This window comes from Shewanella glacialipiscicola, from assembly GCF_023283485.1.
GTDB classification, from domain to species: domain Bacteria; phylum Pseudomonadota; class Gammaproteobacteria; order Enterobacterales; family Shewanellaceae; genus Shewanella; species Shewanella glacialipiscicola.
Genome location: NZ_JAKILU010000009.1, coordinates 119,225 through 133,958, shown reverse-complemented (window position 1 = coordinate 133,958; position 14,734 = coordinate 119,225). Strand labels below are relative to the sequence as shown.

Here is a 14,734-nt window from a genome sequence, read left to right as displayed (position 1 = left end):
GCTTTCAACTCCGTTGGGGGCGTCTTGGAGCATCCAAGGAGGATAGGACGAGCAGTCCTCCTTGGTCGGGTGTGGGGTGAAGCCCCACGACGTTGACTTTGACTTTGATTAAATAATTCAAACAAGAGTTGGGACAAAATCCCGCTTGCCAAAAACCTACACGAGATTACGAATTTCAACAGATAGATCAGCAGCGTAGTTCTGCCCCAAACCCCCTTCTCGATGAGAATAACTTTAGGTAGCGGCGGATCGCGGTTAGAATACTCACCCTGTTTTTCTTGGTTACTTTTTCGGAAACAATAATGTCCCATTCAGCGCTTAATTCTTTTGATGATTTTTACCAGCTTTTGGCTGACAGCTTGGCGAAGAATAGTCTGATCAAACTATTGTTGAGTAAGTACCGAGGGGCAGATAAAAGCTTGCAGCGCATTACGATTCGGCCGATTAGTTTGCAAAATGAACCTATGCTGTCGTTTGTGTATCAACACCAGACAAATCACATCACTAAAAACCTGAGTTATGACGAAGGCTTAACCAACATAAAACTGTTACTCGGTAACGATTTTAAAAGTGCCCACTTAGCTACGACACAGGCAGAAGTTCAGCTTGAGATCAGCAAAAAAGGCAAAGTCCAAATCAGCACACATTACCTTAAACAAGCCGTCGCGGCGCCGTTAGAACATGACCGTAAGAAAAAGCGTTTTGTGGATATCCAGCGCCCCTTCCTGACTCAGCTCGGTGTGACTGACAGCCAACATAATCTTATCCCTGCGATGTCGCGCAAATGGAAACAAATCAATAAATTTATTGAGGTTTTCAGCCAAGCACTCGAAGCTTCACCCCACAAGAATGACCAACCGATCAATGTGGTCGATTTTGGTTCAGGCAAAGGTTATCTCACTTTTGCAATCCATGATTACCTGCGCCACAGCCTACACAATGATGCGCAGGTGACTGGGGTAGAATTGCGCCAAGCCTTGGCCGATTTATGTAATGAAACGGCGGCAACGCTGGATCATCAAGGATTGTCGTTTGTTTGCGGCGATGTGAGAACCCATGCGCCAAAGCAAACCGATGTGATGATCGCCCTGCATGCCTGCGATATTGCTACTGACTATGCGATTCATTATGGTATTCGCGCCAATGCCGACATCATCATGTGCTCGCCTTGCTGCCATAAACAAATTCGCCCGCAGATGCACAGCCCTGAGTTGTTCAAACCTATGCTGCAATATGGGGTACACATGGGCCAACAGGCTGAAATGGTGACGGATTCATTACGTGCGCTATTTTTGGAAGCCAACGGTTATGCCACTAAGGTGTTTGAGTTTATCAGCCTAGAACATACCAATAAGAATAAGATGATTTTGGCGGTGAAAAAGCCACAACACAATCAGAAAGACAGCGCCGCAATACTCGCGCAAATTGCTGACATTAAAGCCTATTACGGTATTACTGAACATTGCTTAGAAACCTTACTCGCGCAAACCCAAGCCGATTAATGGCAAGCTATTTACTGGTAAAGGATTAAAATTTTCCACTCATGACAACTCCGTTGAAATTGAGGCAATCTTTGATTCTTTGCTGCTGAACCGCGCTGAGGGTGTCGATATCGTGGAAGGCAAACTCTGAGTGTTCGTGGCTTAAGTGGATCGGCAATGGCGCGCCTTCTGCCCCATCTTTTGCCACCTCAGGTCCATCAGGCAACTCAGGCAACACCAGTTCACAACGAAAGATAAAGGCTTGGGATTGATAGGCACTGTGATAATACACGCCGCTCAAATAGTTGACCTGCACACTTAAGCCTAATTCTTCTTGGCATTCGCGCACTAAGGCCTCATGAATCGTTTCACCTGGCTCGAGTGCGCCGCCGGGCAAGCCCCAAGCAAAGTTACCGTAATTGGCCTTAAGCAACAGCACTTGTCCTTGTTGATTAGTGATCACCGCGTGACTACTCAGTCTAAAGGTATCGTTAAAGGCCACTCAGTTATCCTTCTACAGTGTATTTAAATGCCGTGTATTTAAGTACGTGCATGTAAGCTCAGAGCATTTATGTTTGATATACATTTGAAATATCAAACAAAATCACTTCGCCGCAAAGGTATTACAACTGGCGAGATTACCCGACTCAAACCCTGTCTTAAACCATTTCACCCTTTGTACGGAGCTGCCGTGGGTAAAAGCATCGGGCTGTACGGCGCGACCCGCCATTTTTTGTAAGCGATCGTCACCCACTGCGCTGGCAGCGGCAATGCCTTCGGCGACATCGCCCGCTTCAAGTAAATTAAGTTGTTGATTAACGTAATGCCCCCAAATACCCGCATAGCAATCCGCTTGTAATTCAAGTGCGACACTCAATTGATTCGCCTGCACTTTACTTGCACCTTGCTGTGCTTGGCGCACCTTAGCGTTAGTACCCAGCAGGTTTTGCACATGGTGGCCAACTTCATGGGCAATCACGTAAGCAAAGGCGAAATCACCGGGGGCGCCTAAAGTTTTAAGCTCATCAAGAAAACTCAAATCAATATAAACCTTGCTGTCGGCTGGGCAATAAAAAGGCCCTGACTGCGCCTGTCCCATACCGCAGCCTGTGGAGGTCATATTGCGATAAAGCACTAACTTGGGCTCTTTATACTGTCCTTTTAATAATTGACCCCAAACCGTTTCGGTGGTGCCTAAAATAGCCGCGACAAACTGAGCATTTTCATCTTGGGCAACGGTTGTTGAGGCTGATTGCGCTTGGCTTAAATTAGATTGAGTGCTCGGGTCAAGTGACAGGCCGCCAGTAAAATATTGAAAGGCAAAATAAATGCCACCAATCAGTAGCACTACTCGGCCGATTTTAGTTCTTAATAAAAAAGGCAAAAAACGCATTAACAAAACAACAGGCATACCCGCTGACGACATTTGCTGGCCGCGTCTATCTTCCACATTGGAGCTTCTTTCAGTATCACGCCAGCGCATAGCACTCCTTACTCTCGTTACTTATTAAACAGTTAATGGCACCGTTAGTTAAATCACTCTTTAAACCGCTTATATATTGCCTTCAAGCACTTATCACGGACTATCGCATTATGTCGCTGCTGTATGGTGCGTGAATGCGACTTTAGTGAATGTAAAATAACACACCTTACGTAGCTGCAACGAGCATATTGCCAGTGATAGGTTTTAGCCAAGTGATATCAAGCTTACTCACTCATTATGTTGACATAAACTAGGCTAAGGCCAACACTCAATGATAAATGTTTATATAAATAACTGACCACACAACAGTGGCTTAAATAGAGATCCCCTAGTCACTACCGTAAAGCCCTATCGTTAATATAAGGAATGCCCTTGAATACGCTATTAATTGGAAAAGGTGAGCAGCAAGCTCACTTAAATCTTAAGTATGCCAATCGTCATGGGTTAATTGCTGGCGCGACAGGCACAGGAAAAACCGTGTCATTGATGAGCATAGCCGAAGGCTTTTCGCGCCAAGGTGTGCCAGTATTTATCACCGATGTTAAAAGCGATATCTCCGGCCTTGCGATGGCGGGCACTGCCAATGAAAAGCTGTTACAAAGGGTGGCTAAAATTGGTATTGAGGGCTATCAAAACGAAGCCAACCCTGTGGTGCTATGGGATTTAGCGGGTATTCAGGGCCACCCACTACGAACGACCATCAGCGAAATGGGCCCGACGCTACTAGGCCGAATCCTCGAACTTAATGATACCCAAAGCAGCATCCTAGATATCGTGTTTCAACTGGCTGACGACCAAGGATTATTACTGCTCGATTTAGACGACCTACGTGCTATGTTGGCCTTAGTTGCCGAAGAACGTAAAGAGATCTCCGCCAAATATGGCCTGATTAGCGCCCAATCTCTCGCGGCGATTCAGCGCTCGGTACTGGGGCTAGAGCGCGATGGTGGCAAAGACTTTTTTGGTGAACCCGCGCTGCAACTTGAAGATTTAATGCGGACCAATTTACAGGGGCGCGGCATCATTAATTTGTTAGCGGCGAATAAATTAATTTTAACACCTCGTTTATATTCGAGTTTTTTACTCTGGCTCCTTTCTGAGTTATTTGAAAACCTACCCGAAGTCGGCGATCCCGAAAAACCTAAACTGGTATTTTTTATCGATGAGGCGCATTTACTGTTTGAGGGCTGTCCACCGAGTTTATTAAAACGCGTTGAGCAAATTATGCGGCTTATACGCTCAAAGGGCGTAGGCGTTTATTTTTGTTCGCAATTTCCTGACGATATCCCGAGCGAAATTCTCGGACAATTAGGTAATCGCATTCAGCACGCTTTAAGAGCCTATACTCCTCGGGATCAAAAGGCAGTTAAAACGGCGGCCGAAACCTTTGTACCCAATCCAAAATTGGTTGTAAGTGAGGTGATATCTCAACTCGCGGTAGGCGAAGCGCTAGTATCTATGCTCGCAGATAAAGGCGTACCAACTATGGTTGAACGCGCACTCATCGCGCCGCCGCGTTGCCGCATGGGCCCCGCCACAAATGAAGAACTACAACAAGTACGCGCCCAGAGTCCGATTGGTGGCAAATACGATAACGCCATCAACCGCGAATCGGCCTACGAATTACTCAACCAAAGACGATCAGGTAACGCCACCAGCAATACTACTGCGACAGCAAATGACGCTCAAACGGGCCAAAAAACAGAAGACCAAGGTTGGTTCAGTGAACTGATTTTTGGTAATAAACGCCGCCAAGGTTTAGCGCAAACGCTATCAAAACAAGCCGCGCGCACTGTCGGCAGTCAATTAGGTAAACAAATCTTACGCGGTATCTTGGGCGGTATTTTAGGTAAATCGAGCCGCCGATAAACAGATTTTAATAATAGGAATAACCACCTAGAGAGATAAATCATGCACGGGTATAGCGTGATATATAAATAGCCAACATTGATAAACGCAAACGCACAGCGTTACAGGTCGCATATTTCTTATACAAGTTAGCGCTACCATTAGCGTTAATTATTCTAAGCGATGAGTGGATCAGGATACGGAATTCAGTGGTAAGATTATTTTGCTGTAATCGCTCATTGAGGCAAATAGTTCACAGATAATTATCAATGATTTTAAATGTTTGTAATTTTTAAATCTGGTCATTCGACATAAAGAATTTCGCTTCAATCAGGACATCATGGAATAGGTTCAATTGAGTACGGCTTACATGATTAGCCTGATGAATAACCACAGAGTACATGGAGTTTTATATGAGTAAAGAGCAAAAAAACCGTAAAGAATCGAAGAAACAGCCACTCCTGTCTGCTAAAGAAAAAAAGGCAGCAAAACAAGCTAAAAACTTGACTAAAGGTTTCTTAGATAACACTAAATAGTGTCCTGTTATTTTTGATATTTTTCTCAAGTAACACAAATAGGGTTAACCTCAGGTTAGCCCTTTTTATTAGCTTATTTTATGAGTTAATTTTATGAGCCATACATAATCCACGCGCTCATCCCTCTCCCAATGGTTTGAATCACAACGGTAAGAACCCTCCGTTTAATCGCGTAAAAGTATCAGTATCGACCATAGGCTAATTGACCTTTGCCAAAATTTATGAGGTTATACTTAGCAGGCCGTGATATTCCGAGCTTGAAAGACCCTATATAACATTATAAAAAATCAGGATATTTCATATGAAAATCAATAAAAAATGGGTAGCCGCCGGCGCCGCAGTGACATTCACCCTCAGTGCAGCAGCTATGGCCGCCGCCCCCGCTTTTATCAATATTCTTACTGGTGGCACCAGTGGCGTGTATTACCCGATTGGCGTTGCCTTATCGCAACTCTATGACACAGGTATTGAAGGCTCTAAAACCTCAGTTCAGGCGACGAAAGCCTCGGTAGAAAACCTTAATTTACTGCAATCTGGTCGTGGCGAATTAGCGTTCGCTCTAGGTGATTCTGTTGCCGCTGCATATCAAGGCGATATTGATGCTGGCTTTAAAAAACCACTAGATAAAATCCGTGTTATTGCAGCGGCTTATCCTAATTACATTCAAATCGTCGCCAATAAAGAATCTGGCATTAAAACCTTAGCCGATTTAAAGGGCAAACGTATCTCCGTCGGCGCACCTAAATCGGGTACTGAACTCAATGCTAGATCAATTTTTAAAGCGGCAGGTTTAAGCTACGAAGATATGGGTAAAGTCGAGTTTTTACCCTATGCCGAATCTGTTGAGTTAATCAAAAACCGTCAGTTAGACGCGACGTTGCAATCTTCTGGCCTAGGTATGGCGGCTATTCGTGATTTAGCGGCGACGATGGCAATCAATTTTGTTGAAATTCCTGAAGATGTTATCGCGAAGATCAATAATCCTGCCTATCAACACGGCGTGATCCCCGCTTCAACCTATGAAGGCCAAACCACTGATGTCTCTACTGTTGCGATTCAAAACCTGCTGGTGACTCAGAGCAGCGTATCAGATGATTTAGCCTATCAAATGACTAAGCTGATGTTCGAGCACTTAGATCGCTTAGGTAACGCGCACTCAGCCGCTAAAGCCATTAGCTTAGACAACGCGACAAAAAATCTGCCGATACCACTACATCCAGGTGCAGAGCGTTATTACAAAGAAGTGGGTGCACTGTAAGTTTGCTTAACATTAAATGAGCGCACAAATTCCCAAACCAAGCGATTAAGATGCCGTTGATTAACGGCATCTTATTTTCGCCTCTGTAGTCTAATGCTGTGAGGCATAATATGAGTGATCCCCAACAAGGTCTCAGCGCAAATACCGGCGACTGGCCCAAAGCGCTGTTTTATACCGCTTTAGTTTTTTCTATTTTTCAGATTATTACCGCTGCTTTCCATCCCGTGTCTACTCAAGTGTTACGGGCAACCCACGTGGGCTTTTTACTATTAGTGGTTTTTTTGAGTTATCCCGCCAGAGGCAAAACACAACCTTGGCAACCATTGGCTTGGCTACTCGGTTTAGCAGGCATGGCAACCGCAGCTTATCAGTGGTATTTCGAAGCTGACTTAATTCAGCGCTCAGGCGACTTGACCGATTCCGACATGGTGATTGGTATCATACTGATCGCATTAGTGTTTGAAGCCGCAAGACGGGTGATGGGTTGGGCGCTGCCTATAATCTGTAGCATCTTTTTGGCCTATGGTTTATTTGGTCAATACCTACCCGGTGAATTAATGCACCGCGGTTATGGGTTTGATCAAATAATCAACCAGTTAGCCTTTGGCACCGAAGGGTTATACGGCACCCCAACCTATGTATCGGCGACGTATATTTTCTTATTTATTCTTTTTGGCTCCTTTTTAGAGCAAGCCGGAATGATCCGTTTATTCACCGACTTTGCCATGGGCTTATTCGGCCACAAACTCGGCGGCCCAGCGAAAGTTGCAGTGGTATCGTCAGCACTGATGGGAACCATTACGGGCTCAGGCGTTGCTAACGTAGTCACAACGGGGCAATTTACTATTCCGTTGATGAAACGATTTGGCTATCGCTCGGCCTTTGCCGGTGGCGTGGAGGCGACATCCAGTATGGGCAGCCAGATTATGCCGCCAATTATGGGCGCGGTGGCTTTTATCATGGCCGAAACCATTAACGTGCCCTTTATCGAAATTGCCAAAGCGGCGTTGATCCCCGCCCTGCTTTATTTCTGCTCAGTATTTTGGATGGTACATTTAGAGGCTAAACGCGCCAATCTCTGTGGCTTACCCAAAGATCAATGTCCCAACCCTTGGGCAGCGATTAAAGAACGCTGGTATCTGCTGATACCCTTATTTATTTTGGTTTATTTGCTGTTTTCGGGCAGAACCCCCCTGTTCTCTGGCATGGTGGGTTTAGCACTGACATCGATAGTGATTTTAGGCTCAGCCATTGTGCTGCGGCTTTCATCAATGGCGATGCGTATCGCCTTTTGGATCGCCCTTGGCGTGTTGTGCGCTGGCTTTTTCCAACTCGGTATTGGGGTGGTATTTGGTGTTATTGCGCTATTAGTCGCAATTTGTTGGTTTATTCAAGGCGGTAAAGAAACACTCACTATTTGCTTACATGCGCTGGTTGAAGGTGCTCGCCATGCCGTGCCTGTGGGTATTGCTTGTGCTTTAGTGGGCGTAATTATCGGTATCGTTTCCCTTACGGGGATTGCCTCAACTTTCGCGAGTTATATTTTGGCGGTAGGTCAAGATAACCTGTTCTTATCACTCGTATTAACTATGGTCACTTGCCTAGTACTTGGTATGGGGATCCCCACCATTCCCAACTATATTATTACCAGCTCAATTGCAGCGCCCGCATTACTTGACTTAGGTGTGCCGTTGATTGTGTCACATATGTTTGTATTCTATTTTGGCATTATGGCCGATCTCACGCCGCCCGTTGCATTAGCTTGTTTTGCTGCGGCGCCGATTGCAAGGGAGTCTGGACTTAAAATCAGCCTGTGGGCGATTCGCATCGCGATTGCGGGCTTTGTGATCCCCTTTATGGCGGTTTACGATCCCGCATTAATGCTGCAGGGTGACAGCTGGTTGGCCACGGGCTTTGTTGTGCTTAAGGCGACTGTCGCTATCGGCATTTGGGGCGTGATTTTTACTGGATACTTACTGCAAAACCTCTACTGGTGGGAACGGGTTATTGGCTTCCTTGCAGGGGCGAGTTTAATTCTCGCTACGCCATTAAGCGATGAAATTGGCTTTGGGCTGGCGTTACTCTTCATCGTGCAGCACAGCTTGCGTGCACGCAAACTCAAACGCCTAACAGAACAAGGATAAACTCTTGAGATTATTGGTCGTTAATCAGTCTTTGAAAGTAAACCCATGCTAGGCCTGTGTTTAGGCCTAGCGGGAACACTGTGGGCCCAAGTGCCCACAGACAACTTCACCTTGGCATGGAACCACAGCATAGAAAAAATCCGCTGGGAAGAGGACTATAACGTCACATTACAGGGTTTAGTGTTGGTCGAAGCGAGAGTTAAAGGCACAGGCGCGGGGATGGAAATACCCGACGATGCTTATTTTAAAGATGGCAACTGGCATTATCAGCCCAAGTTACCCACTTTGCCCATATTACGTTTAGGTCGCACGCCCGAAGCAGGAGATTTTGAACTGTGTTTCACGCAAATATCTGGCGATATTCAATGCAAAGCTATGAGTCATTGGATTGGCCCGCCGAACAAACACATCGCGGCCGTTGAAGTTTGGGGCTGTGACAATCAAGCGATGACAATCGAATAACACATCAATAATCAATAGATGCTATCCATGTCGCCCTCAATAATGAGTGGATTAAGTTCTGGTGATTAAAGTCACATCATCTTTTTATATCGAAAAACAATATCCATGTTTTCCTTGGTGTTTCACGCGATACATGGCGGCATCAGCACGATCGCAGCTTTCAGCAAAACTATCATTTGCGCCGAAAATATCGATACCGATACTCAGGCCTATCTTTACTTCACAGTCTTCTAGTATAAAAGCCTGTCGATAAACATCGAGTAAAGACTGTGCCAGTGCTTCTAATACTTCCACTTCAGATGTAGGCATTAATATTACGAACTCGTCACCGCCTAATCTGGCAATATGTGCCAATTCGCCAGCATGGAACACAAGTGTATCGGCAATATGCATCAGCAAAGTATCACCAAACTTATGGCCGTAGTGATCGTTTAATGCTTTAAAACCATCAAGATCGATAAAGAACAATCCACCGTGTTCCACGGATTGTAAACATTCATCAAATGCGTTAGAAATCGCTTGGCGATTCATAAGATTAGTCAGCGGATCGCTATGGGCTAAAAGTGCTAAATCAATTTCATAACGCTTTTCTTGAGTAATATCGATATGGCTACCCATCATTCGCAGCGGCGTACCATCGGCTAGGCGCTCAACAATACGACCACGATCAGACACCCAACTGACGCTACCGTCTTTGTGCAGCATTCTGTGTATGACTTGGTAATAATCCGCTTTACCACTCACATGGTCGTCAAAGGCTTTTATCACCCAATCTTTATCGTCAGGGTGTAATTTACTTTTCCAGCTATCAATATGTGCGGCGAGTTCTTCACGGCTAAAACCTAATAGCTCACCCCAACGCATATTAAATATCGTTAAATTTCCACTGGGGATATGCTGCTCCCACAGGCACAAACCATTGCCATCAAGCGCGGCAAAAAGTTTTTCTTCGGCGCGACGATTCAATGCCGTTAAATTTGCGTTCTCACGTTTTAGCTGAGCAATTTCAACTTGTAGTTGCGCAATGAGTTCTGCCGCGTTTTCTGCTGAGTTATCCGAAGCCACTAGAAACCTCTTTCCTTAAGATGGAGGATTTTAAATCAGTGAAAAATACTCGTTACCAAAGTAACATTTTAACCTGATCCAACTGCCACACTCACGCTTATCCAGCGTAATCCATAACGACTTGTATTACTCGTCGCGCGTCAGCACTTCTAACAACTCGATTTCAAAAGTCAGATCTGAGTGTGGTGCGATATGCGCTCCAATTTGACGTTCACCATAAGCTAAATGAGCTGGGACCAGCAATTTACGCTTGCCACCGACTTTCATGCCCATAATACCTTGATCCCAGCCTTTGATCACACGACCAGTGCCAATCACACACTGAAACGCTTGGCCTCGGTCGTAAGATGAATCGAATTGCGTTCCATCTTGCAAGAAACCGCGATATTGAGTGGTGATAAGCGCGCCTTTAACGGCTTCCTTACCTTCACCGATACTGAGGTCAATAACTTCTAATTCAGTCATTTATTTGATCTCTTTATGAATCGCACTTAATACATTTGCGATATGACATGTTGTGCAGAATTGTATCACCTGCATCAAAGCTTGTCGGTGTTATCAATACATTTTTACAATGAATCTAAACTCAAGAAGCCCCTTTAAATAACGTTTAAACAACCCAATATCTTCTTAAATCCCGTTATTGGAGTTTTACCATGATTATTGCCTGCCCACATTGCGATACGCTAAACCGGGTTCCCGATGAACGTTTAAAGCAGCAGCCCACATGCGGTAAATGTAAGCTCAGTGTGTTTATGCCAGCGCCGATTGAACTCACGAGTGCAAACTTTGCTAACCACGCTAATAAATCTGAGTTACCACTTGTGGTCGACTTTTGGGCCAGCTGGTGTGGCCCCTGTAAAAGTTTTGCCCCTATATTTTATGAAGCGGCTAAAACTTGGGAACATCAATTCCGCTTTGGTAAACTCAATACCGAAGAGCAACAAGCACTAGCTGCTCAATATAATATTCGGTCGATTCCGACATTAATGATTTTTAAACAAGGACAGTTACTCGCGCAACAAGCGGGGGCTTTACCTAAATCGGTTTTCGAACAGTGGTTAAAGAATTATTGTTAACGGCTACGCTTTTATCCTATCGCCATAAAAAGTACCCCTCGCGGGGTACTTTTTAGGAGCGCACAATAAATAAGCGTATAAATAGATAAGTTTAGATATCCCAAAATACATGAGCAATAATGCTCAACACTATCATGCTGATAATATTGATAATCATACCAACTCGCACCATTTCAGACTGCTTAATATAGCCAGAGCCATAAACAATCGCATTGGGCGGCGTTGCCACTGGCAGCATAAAGGCACAGGATGCCGCTAAACCTATCATCACAGATAACATCACTGGCGACACACCCAATGCTTCGGCAATGGCGGCAAACACAGGCACTAACAACGCGGCGCTGGCGGTGTTACTGGCAAACTCGGTTAGCATCACGACAAACGCAATCACAGCAAACACAAATAACGACATATGTGTACTGCCAAAAATGTCTGTCATAAAGTGAGCTAAAAATACGCTCGTGCCGGTGCTTTTTAAGATAGCGCTTAAAGTTAAGCCACCGCCAAACAAGATCAATACGCCCCAGTCAGTGGTCGATTCAATTTTCTTCCAACCGACTAAACCTAGGCCGGCCAATACCACCACAGCGCTTAGCGCGACCACGGTATCAAACTGAGAAATGCCACCTAAAGCCTCCGCTAGCGGAACACTAAATATCCAACAACACACTGTGATAAAAAATATCATCAAGGTTAATTTACCTTGATTAGTCAATGTGTTGCTTTCTCGCTTAATTTCAATCTTGGCGGACAGATCCGGCTTAAAATACCAATATAAGGCTAGCCACATTAGCGGCAGCATCACAATAACGGTTGGGATCCCAAACTTAAGCCAATCACTAAATGTTAGGCCTACTTGCGCAGCTGCAATCGCATTAGGCGGGCTACCGACGAGAGTGCCCATGCCGCCAATATTGGCAGAGTAAGCAATCCCCAGCAGTAAAAACACATAGGTTCTGTGGTATTTATCTTTATCTAGTTGCAACAAAATACCTAAAGCCAGCGGTAACATCATGGCTGCAGTCGCCGTGTTACTTATCCACATAGACAACAGCGCGGTGACGCCAAACAACATAAAGCAGGCAACGCTTAATCTGCCTTTGGAGGCCACCAACAGCTTTTGTGCGATTAAGGTATCAATCTTTTGATGGTGCAAAGCCGCCGCCAGTACAAAGCCACCAAAAAAGAGATAAATGACCGGATTAGCAAAATTACTCATCGCCTCTTTGGTTTCAAATACGCCAAAAAATACGCCAAGAATAGGCACTAAAATCGCAGTAATACTGATGTGGATAGCTTCGGAAAGCCAAAGAATGGCTGAGAAAACCAGAATAGCTAATCCGGTGTTCACTCCTTGATCGAAGGGCAAGCCATAATGCAGTGCAAATAACAGCACAATATCCGCCGCGAGGATCAGCATTTTTTTCTTATCGATTTCATCACTGGTAGGGGATTTATTAGGGGGAACTGTACTTGAATGTGTTACAGACATGGTTACAACCTTAATACCATTTAATTTTGGTGCAAATTTAGGGCATTGATCACACCGAGCAAAGCGCTTTATTTTGTGTTTTTACTACAGAGTAACGACACTCTTTACTGCTGTAGTGCACATAAACTCACAATTAGCTGCTTAGTTTACCTATTTTCGGTCTAAAGTTATGTTTTTAACTTTCAAACGAATAAAGATCGAGCAAAACCAGACTAAACCTGTAATAGAATGACTGTTTAAAATTGTGAACTCGATCTAATTTCAATCTTCACCAAAGTGATAATGACCAAATTAAGCTTTAATCAAACGCTTGTTGCTGGCAGTCTACGCAAGCAGCATGTATTTTATTCACGTCTAAGCCGATAAGCTAAAGCACCAGCCACGTTACAGTTACGCTTCAAAATACACACATTTAAAACGTAATATCCCTCTGAAAAACAAACACAAATATTATTCACCGATACAGTCAATCTAACTCACTTTACCCTGTTCTAAATTAGTCCTAAAGTCGCGCCCCTAAGCATATTTCGCTTTATTTTTATCCGTTTTAGGGCATACAGTGGAAAACATCGCGTTAAGTCAGTCTACTCAAAAAAACAGCATATTCGTCCCCGTCGTTGGCTTGAGTTTATTTGCATTGGCCTCTGGTTATTTAATGAGTTTGATCCCGCTATCGCTCACTTTTTTTGAACTCAATACCTCACTCGCACCTTTGCTGGCGAGTATTTTTTATTTTGGCCTACTACTTGGTGCACCTTGTATCGCATCTATCGTGACGCGTATCGGCCACAGTAAGGCTTTTATCCTCTTTCTAAATATTCTGCTTTGTAGTGTTGTGGCCATGATATTAGTACCACAAAGTTGGATGTGGTTACTGTCTCGGTTTGTAGCAGGATTTGCCGTCGCGGGGGTCTTTGTCGTGGTTGAATCTTGGCTATTAATGGCTGACACCCAAAAGCAACGTGCAAAACGACTAGGCCTTTATATGACCGCGCTTTATGGCGGAACAGCCATAGGCCAATTAGCCATTGATTACTTAGGTACCACAGGGCATTTACCCTACCTCGTCATAATGGGTTTATTAGCCGCCGCTAGCTTGCCGGCTTTACTGGTAAAACGTGGGCAACCGCAGGCCAGTGAACAGCACTCCATTTCGTTAGCAGTATTAAAAAAACTGAGCAAGTCAGCGATTTTAGGCTGTCTAGTCTCTGGGTTTCTATTGGGTCCAATTTATGGTTTATTACCCATTTATGTGTCCCAAGATATGGGGCTGGATCAGCAAACGGGGTTATTTATGGCCCTTATCATCATGGGCGGTATGTTAGTACAACCCTTGGTGAGTTATTTGTCTCCTCGTATGCATAAAAATGGTTTGATGGCCGCTTTTTGCCTACTCGGCACTGCTGCAATATTCCTGCTTACTCAACACTCAATAGTGAGCCTTAGCATAGGTTTTATATTACTTGGCGCCTGTGCATTTGCCCTCTACCCGATTGCAATTAGCTTAGCTTGCGACAATTTACCGACTAGCCAGATAGTGTCGGCAACGCAAATGATGTTACTAAGTTATTCTGTCGGGTCGGTGATAGGTCCCTTAGTTGCTATCAGTTTTGAGCAAATGGAGCACGGTTTATTGTTGTACTTAGGCGCAAGCTTCATGTTGACCAGCATTTATCTCGGCGGCAAGTTATTGGTTAACACCAGACCGCGTTTATCGGCGCCGTAAGCCGTACTCACTTAAAGACGTTGATTGAGATTAGGGATTTGTGCACAGAACCGATAAAAGTATTACATGAGAATGCTGGCATATACCTAATTTATAAATGATTCTTGTAAGCTGATATCCAGATTAATCTTAGATACAAAAATCCCCAGTGTTAGCGCTA

General features: G+C 44.6%; 13 protein-coding genes. 8 read left to right on the top strand and 5 right to left on the bottom strand.

The features are described 5' to 3' along the window. Positions 1 to 302 precede the first annotated feature (302 nt). Complete coding sequence (locus tag L2717_RS09500) at positions 303 to 1,502, top strand: class I SAM-dependent methyltransferase (RefSeq protein ID WP_220772265.1); 1,200 nt, start codon at positions 303 to 305, stop codon at positions 1,500 to 1,502. 25 nt (positions 1,503 to 1,527) lie between these two features. Here the strand turns inward: L2717_RS09500 and L2717_RS09495 are convergent, their stop codons facing one another. Both L2717_RS09495 and ypfJ read right to left on the bottom strand, forming a co-directional pair. Beyond that, entirely contained in the window at positions 1,528 to 1,983 is a 456-nt protein-coding gene (locus L2717_RS09495) for an NUDIX hydrolase (RefSeq protein WP_220772263.1), read from the bottom strand. A gap of 102 nt (positions 1,984 to 2,085) precedes the next feature. Next, positions 2,086 to 2,964, bottom strand: coding sequence for a KPN_02809 family neutral zinc metallopeptidase (ypfJ, locus tag L2717_RS09490; protein ID WP_220772261.1), 879 nt, complete (start codon positions 2,962 to 2,964; stop codon positions 2,086 to 2,088). 372 nt (positions 2,965 to 3,336) lie between these two features. Here ypfJ and L2717_RS09485 point away from each other — a divergent pair, with 372 nt between their 5' ends. From L2717_RS09485 to L2717_RS09470, 5 genes are all read left to right on the top strand, one after another. After that, positions 3,337 to 4,833 carry a helicase HerA-like domain-containing protein gene (locus L2717_RS09485; RefSeq protein WP_220772260.1) on the top strand — a complete coding sequence of 499 codons (1,497 nt, stop codon included), beginning with the start codon at positions 3,337 to 3,339 and terminating at the stop codon, positions 4,831 to 4,833. 392 nt (positions 4,834 to 5,225) lie between these two features. Next, positions 5,226 to 5,348 carry a hypothetical protein gene (locus L2717_RS18135; RefSeq protein WP_281421674.1) on the top strand — a complete coding sequence of 41 codons (123 nt, stop codon included), beginning with the start codon at positions 5,226 to 5,228 and terminating at the stop codon, positions 5,346 to 5,348. A gap of 301 nt (positions 5,349 to 5,649) precedes the next feature. Beyond that, positions 5,650 to 6,606: a TAXI family TRAP transporter solute-binding subunit gene (locus tag L2717_RS09480; RefSeq protein ID WP_248938037.1), complete on the top strand. Its 957-nt coding sequence runs from the start codon at positions 5,650 to 5,652 to the stop codon at positions 6,604 to 6,606. Positions 6,607 to 6,716: 110 nt separating this feature from the next. Next, complete coding sequence (locus L2717_RS09475; RefSeq protein ID WP_220772258.1) at positions 6,717 to 8,750, top strand: TRAP transporter permease; 2,034 nt, start codon at positions 6,717 to 6,719, stop codon at positions 8,748 to 8,750. A gap of 45 nt (positions 8,751 to 8,795) precedes the next feature. Continuing rightward, positions 8,796 to 9,212: a DUF1850 domain-containing protein gene (locus tag L2717_RS09470; protein WP_220772257.1), complete on the top strand. Its 417-nt coding sequence runs from the start codon at positions 8,796 to 8,798 to the stop codon at positions 9,210 to 9,212. Between the two features lie 84 nt (positions 9,213 to 9,296). On the opposite strand, the gene L2717_RS09465 is transcribed toward L2717_RS09470, so the two are convergent. Both L2717_RS09465 and L2717_RS09460 read right to left on the bottom strand, forming a co-directional pair. After that, positions 9,297 to 10,277, bottom strand: coding sequence for a sensor domain-containing diguanylate cyclase (locus L2717_RS09465; RefSeq protein WP_220772256.1), 981 nt, complete (start codon positions 10,275 to 10,277; stop codon positions 9,297 to 9,299). A gap of 126 nt (positions 10,278 to 10,403) precedes the next feature. Then, positions 10,404 to 10,742, bottom strand: a complete 339-nt coding sequence (locus tag L2717_RS09460) for an FKBP-type peptidyl-prolyl cis-trans isomerase (RefSeq protein ID WP_220772255.1) — start codon at positions 10,740 to 10,742, stop codon at positions 10,404 to 10,406. 191 nt (positions 10,743 to 10,933) lie between these two features. Here L2717_RS09460 and trxC point away from each other — a divergent pair, with 191 nt between their 5' ends. Beyond that, complete coding sequence (gene trxC, locus L2717_RS09455) at positions 10,934 to 11,356, top strand: thioredoxin TrxC (RefSeq protein WP_220772254.1); 423 nt, start codon at positions 10,934 to 10,936, stop codon at positions 11,354 to 11,356. Between the two features lie 91 nt (positions 11,357 to 11,447). On the opposite strand, the gene L2717_RS09450 is transcribed toward trxC, so the two are convergent. Then, positions 11,448 to 12,848, bottom strand: a complete 1,401-nt coding sequence (locus L2717_RS09450; RefSeq protein WP_220772253.1) for a DASS family sodium-coupled anion symporter — start codon at positions 12,846 to 12,848, stop codon at positions 11,448 to 11,450. A 559-nt stretch (positions 12,849 to 13,407) separates the two neighbouring features. On the opposite strand from L2717_RS09450, the gene L2717_RS09445 reads away from it, so the two are divergent. Beyond that, entirely contained in the window at positions 13,408 to 14,574 is a 1,167-nt protein-coding gene (locus L2717_RS09445; RefSeq protein ID WP_220772252.1) for an MFS transporter, read from the top strand. The last annotated feature ends 160 nt before the right edge of the window (positions 14,575 to 14,734 follow it).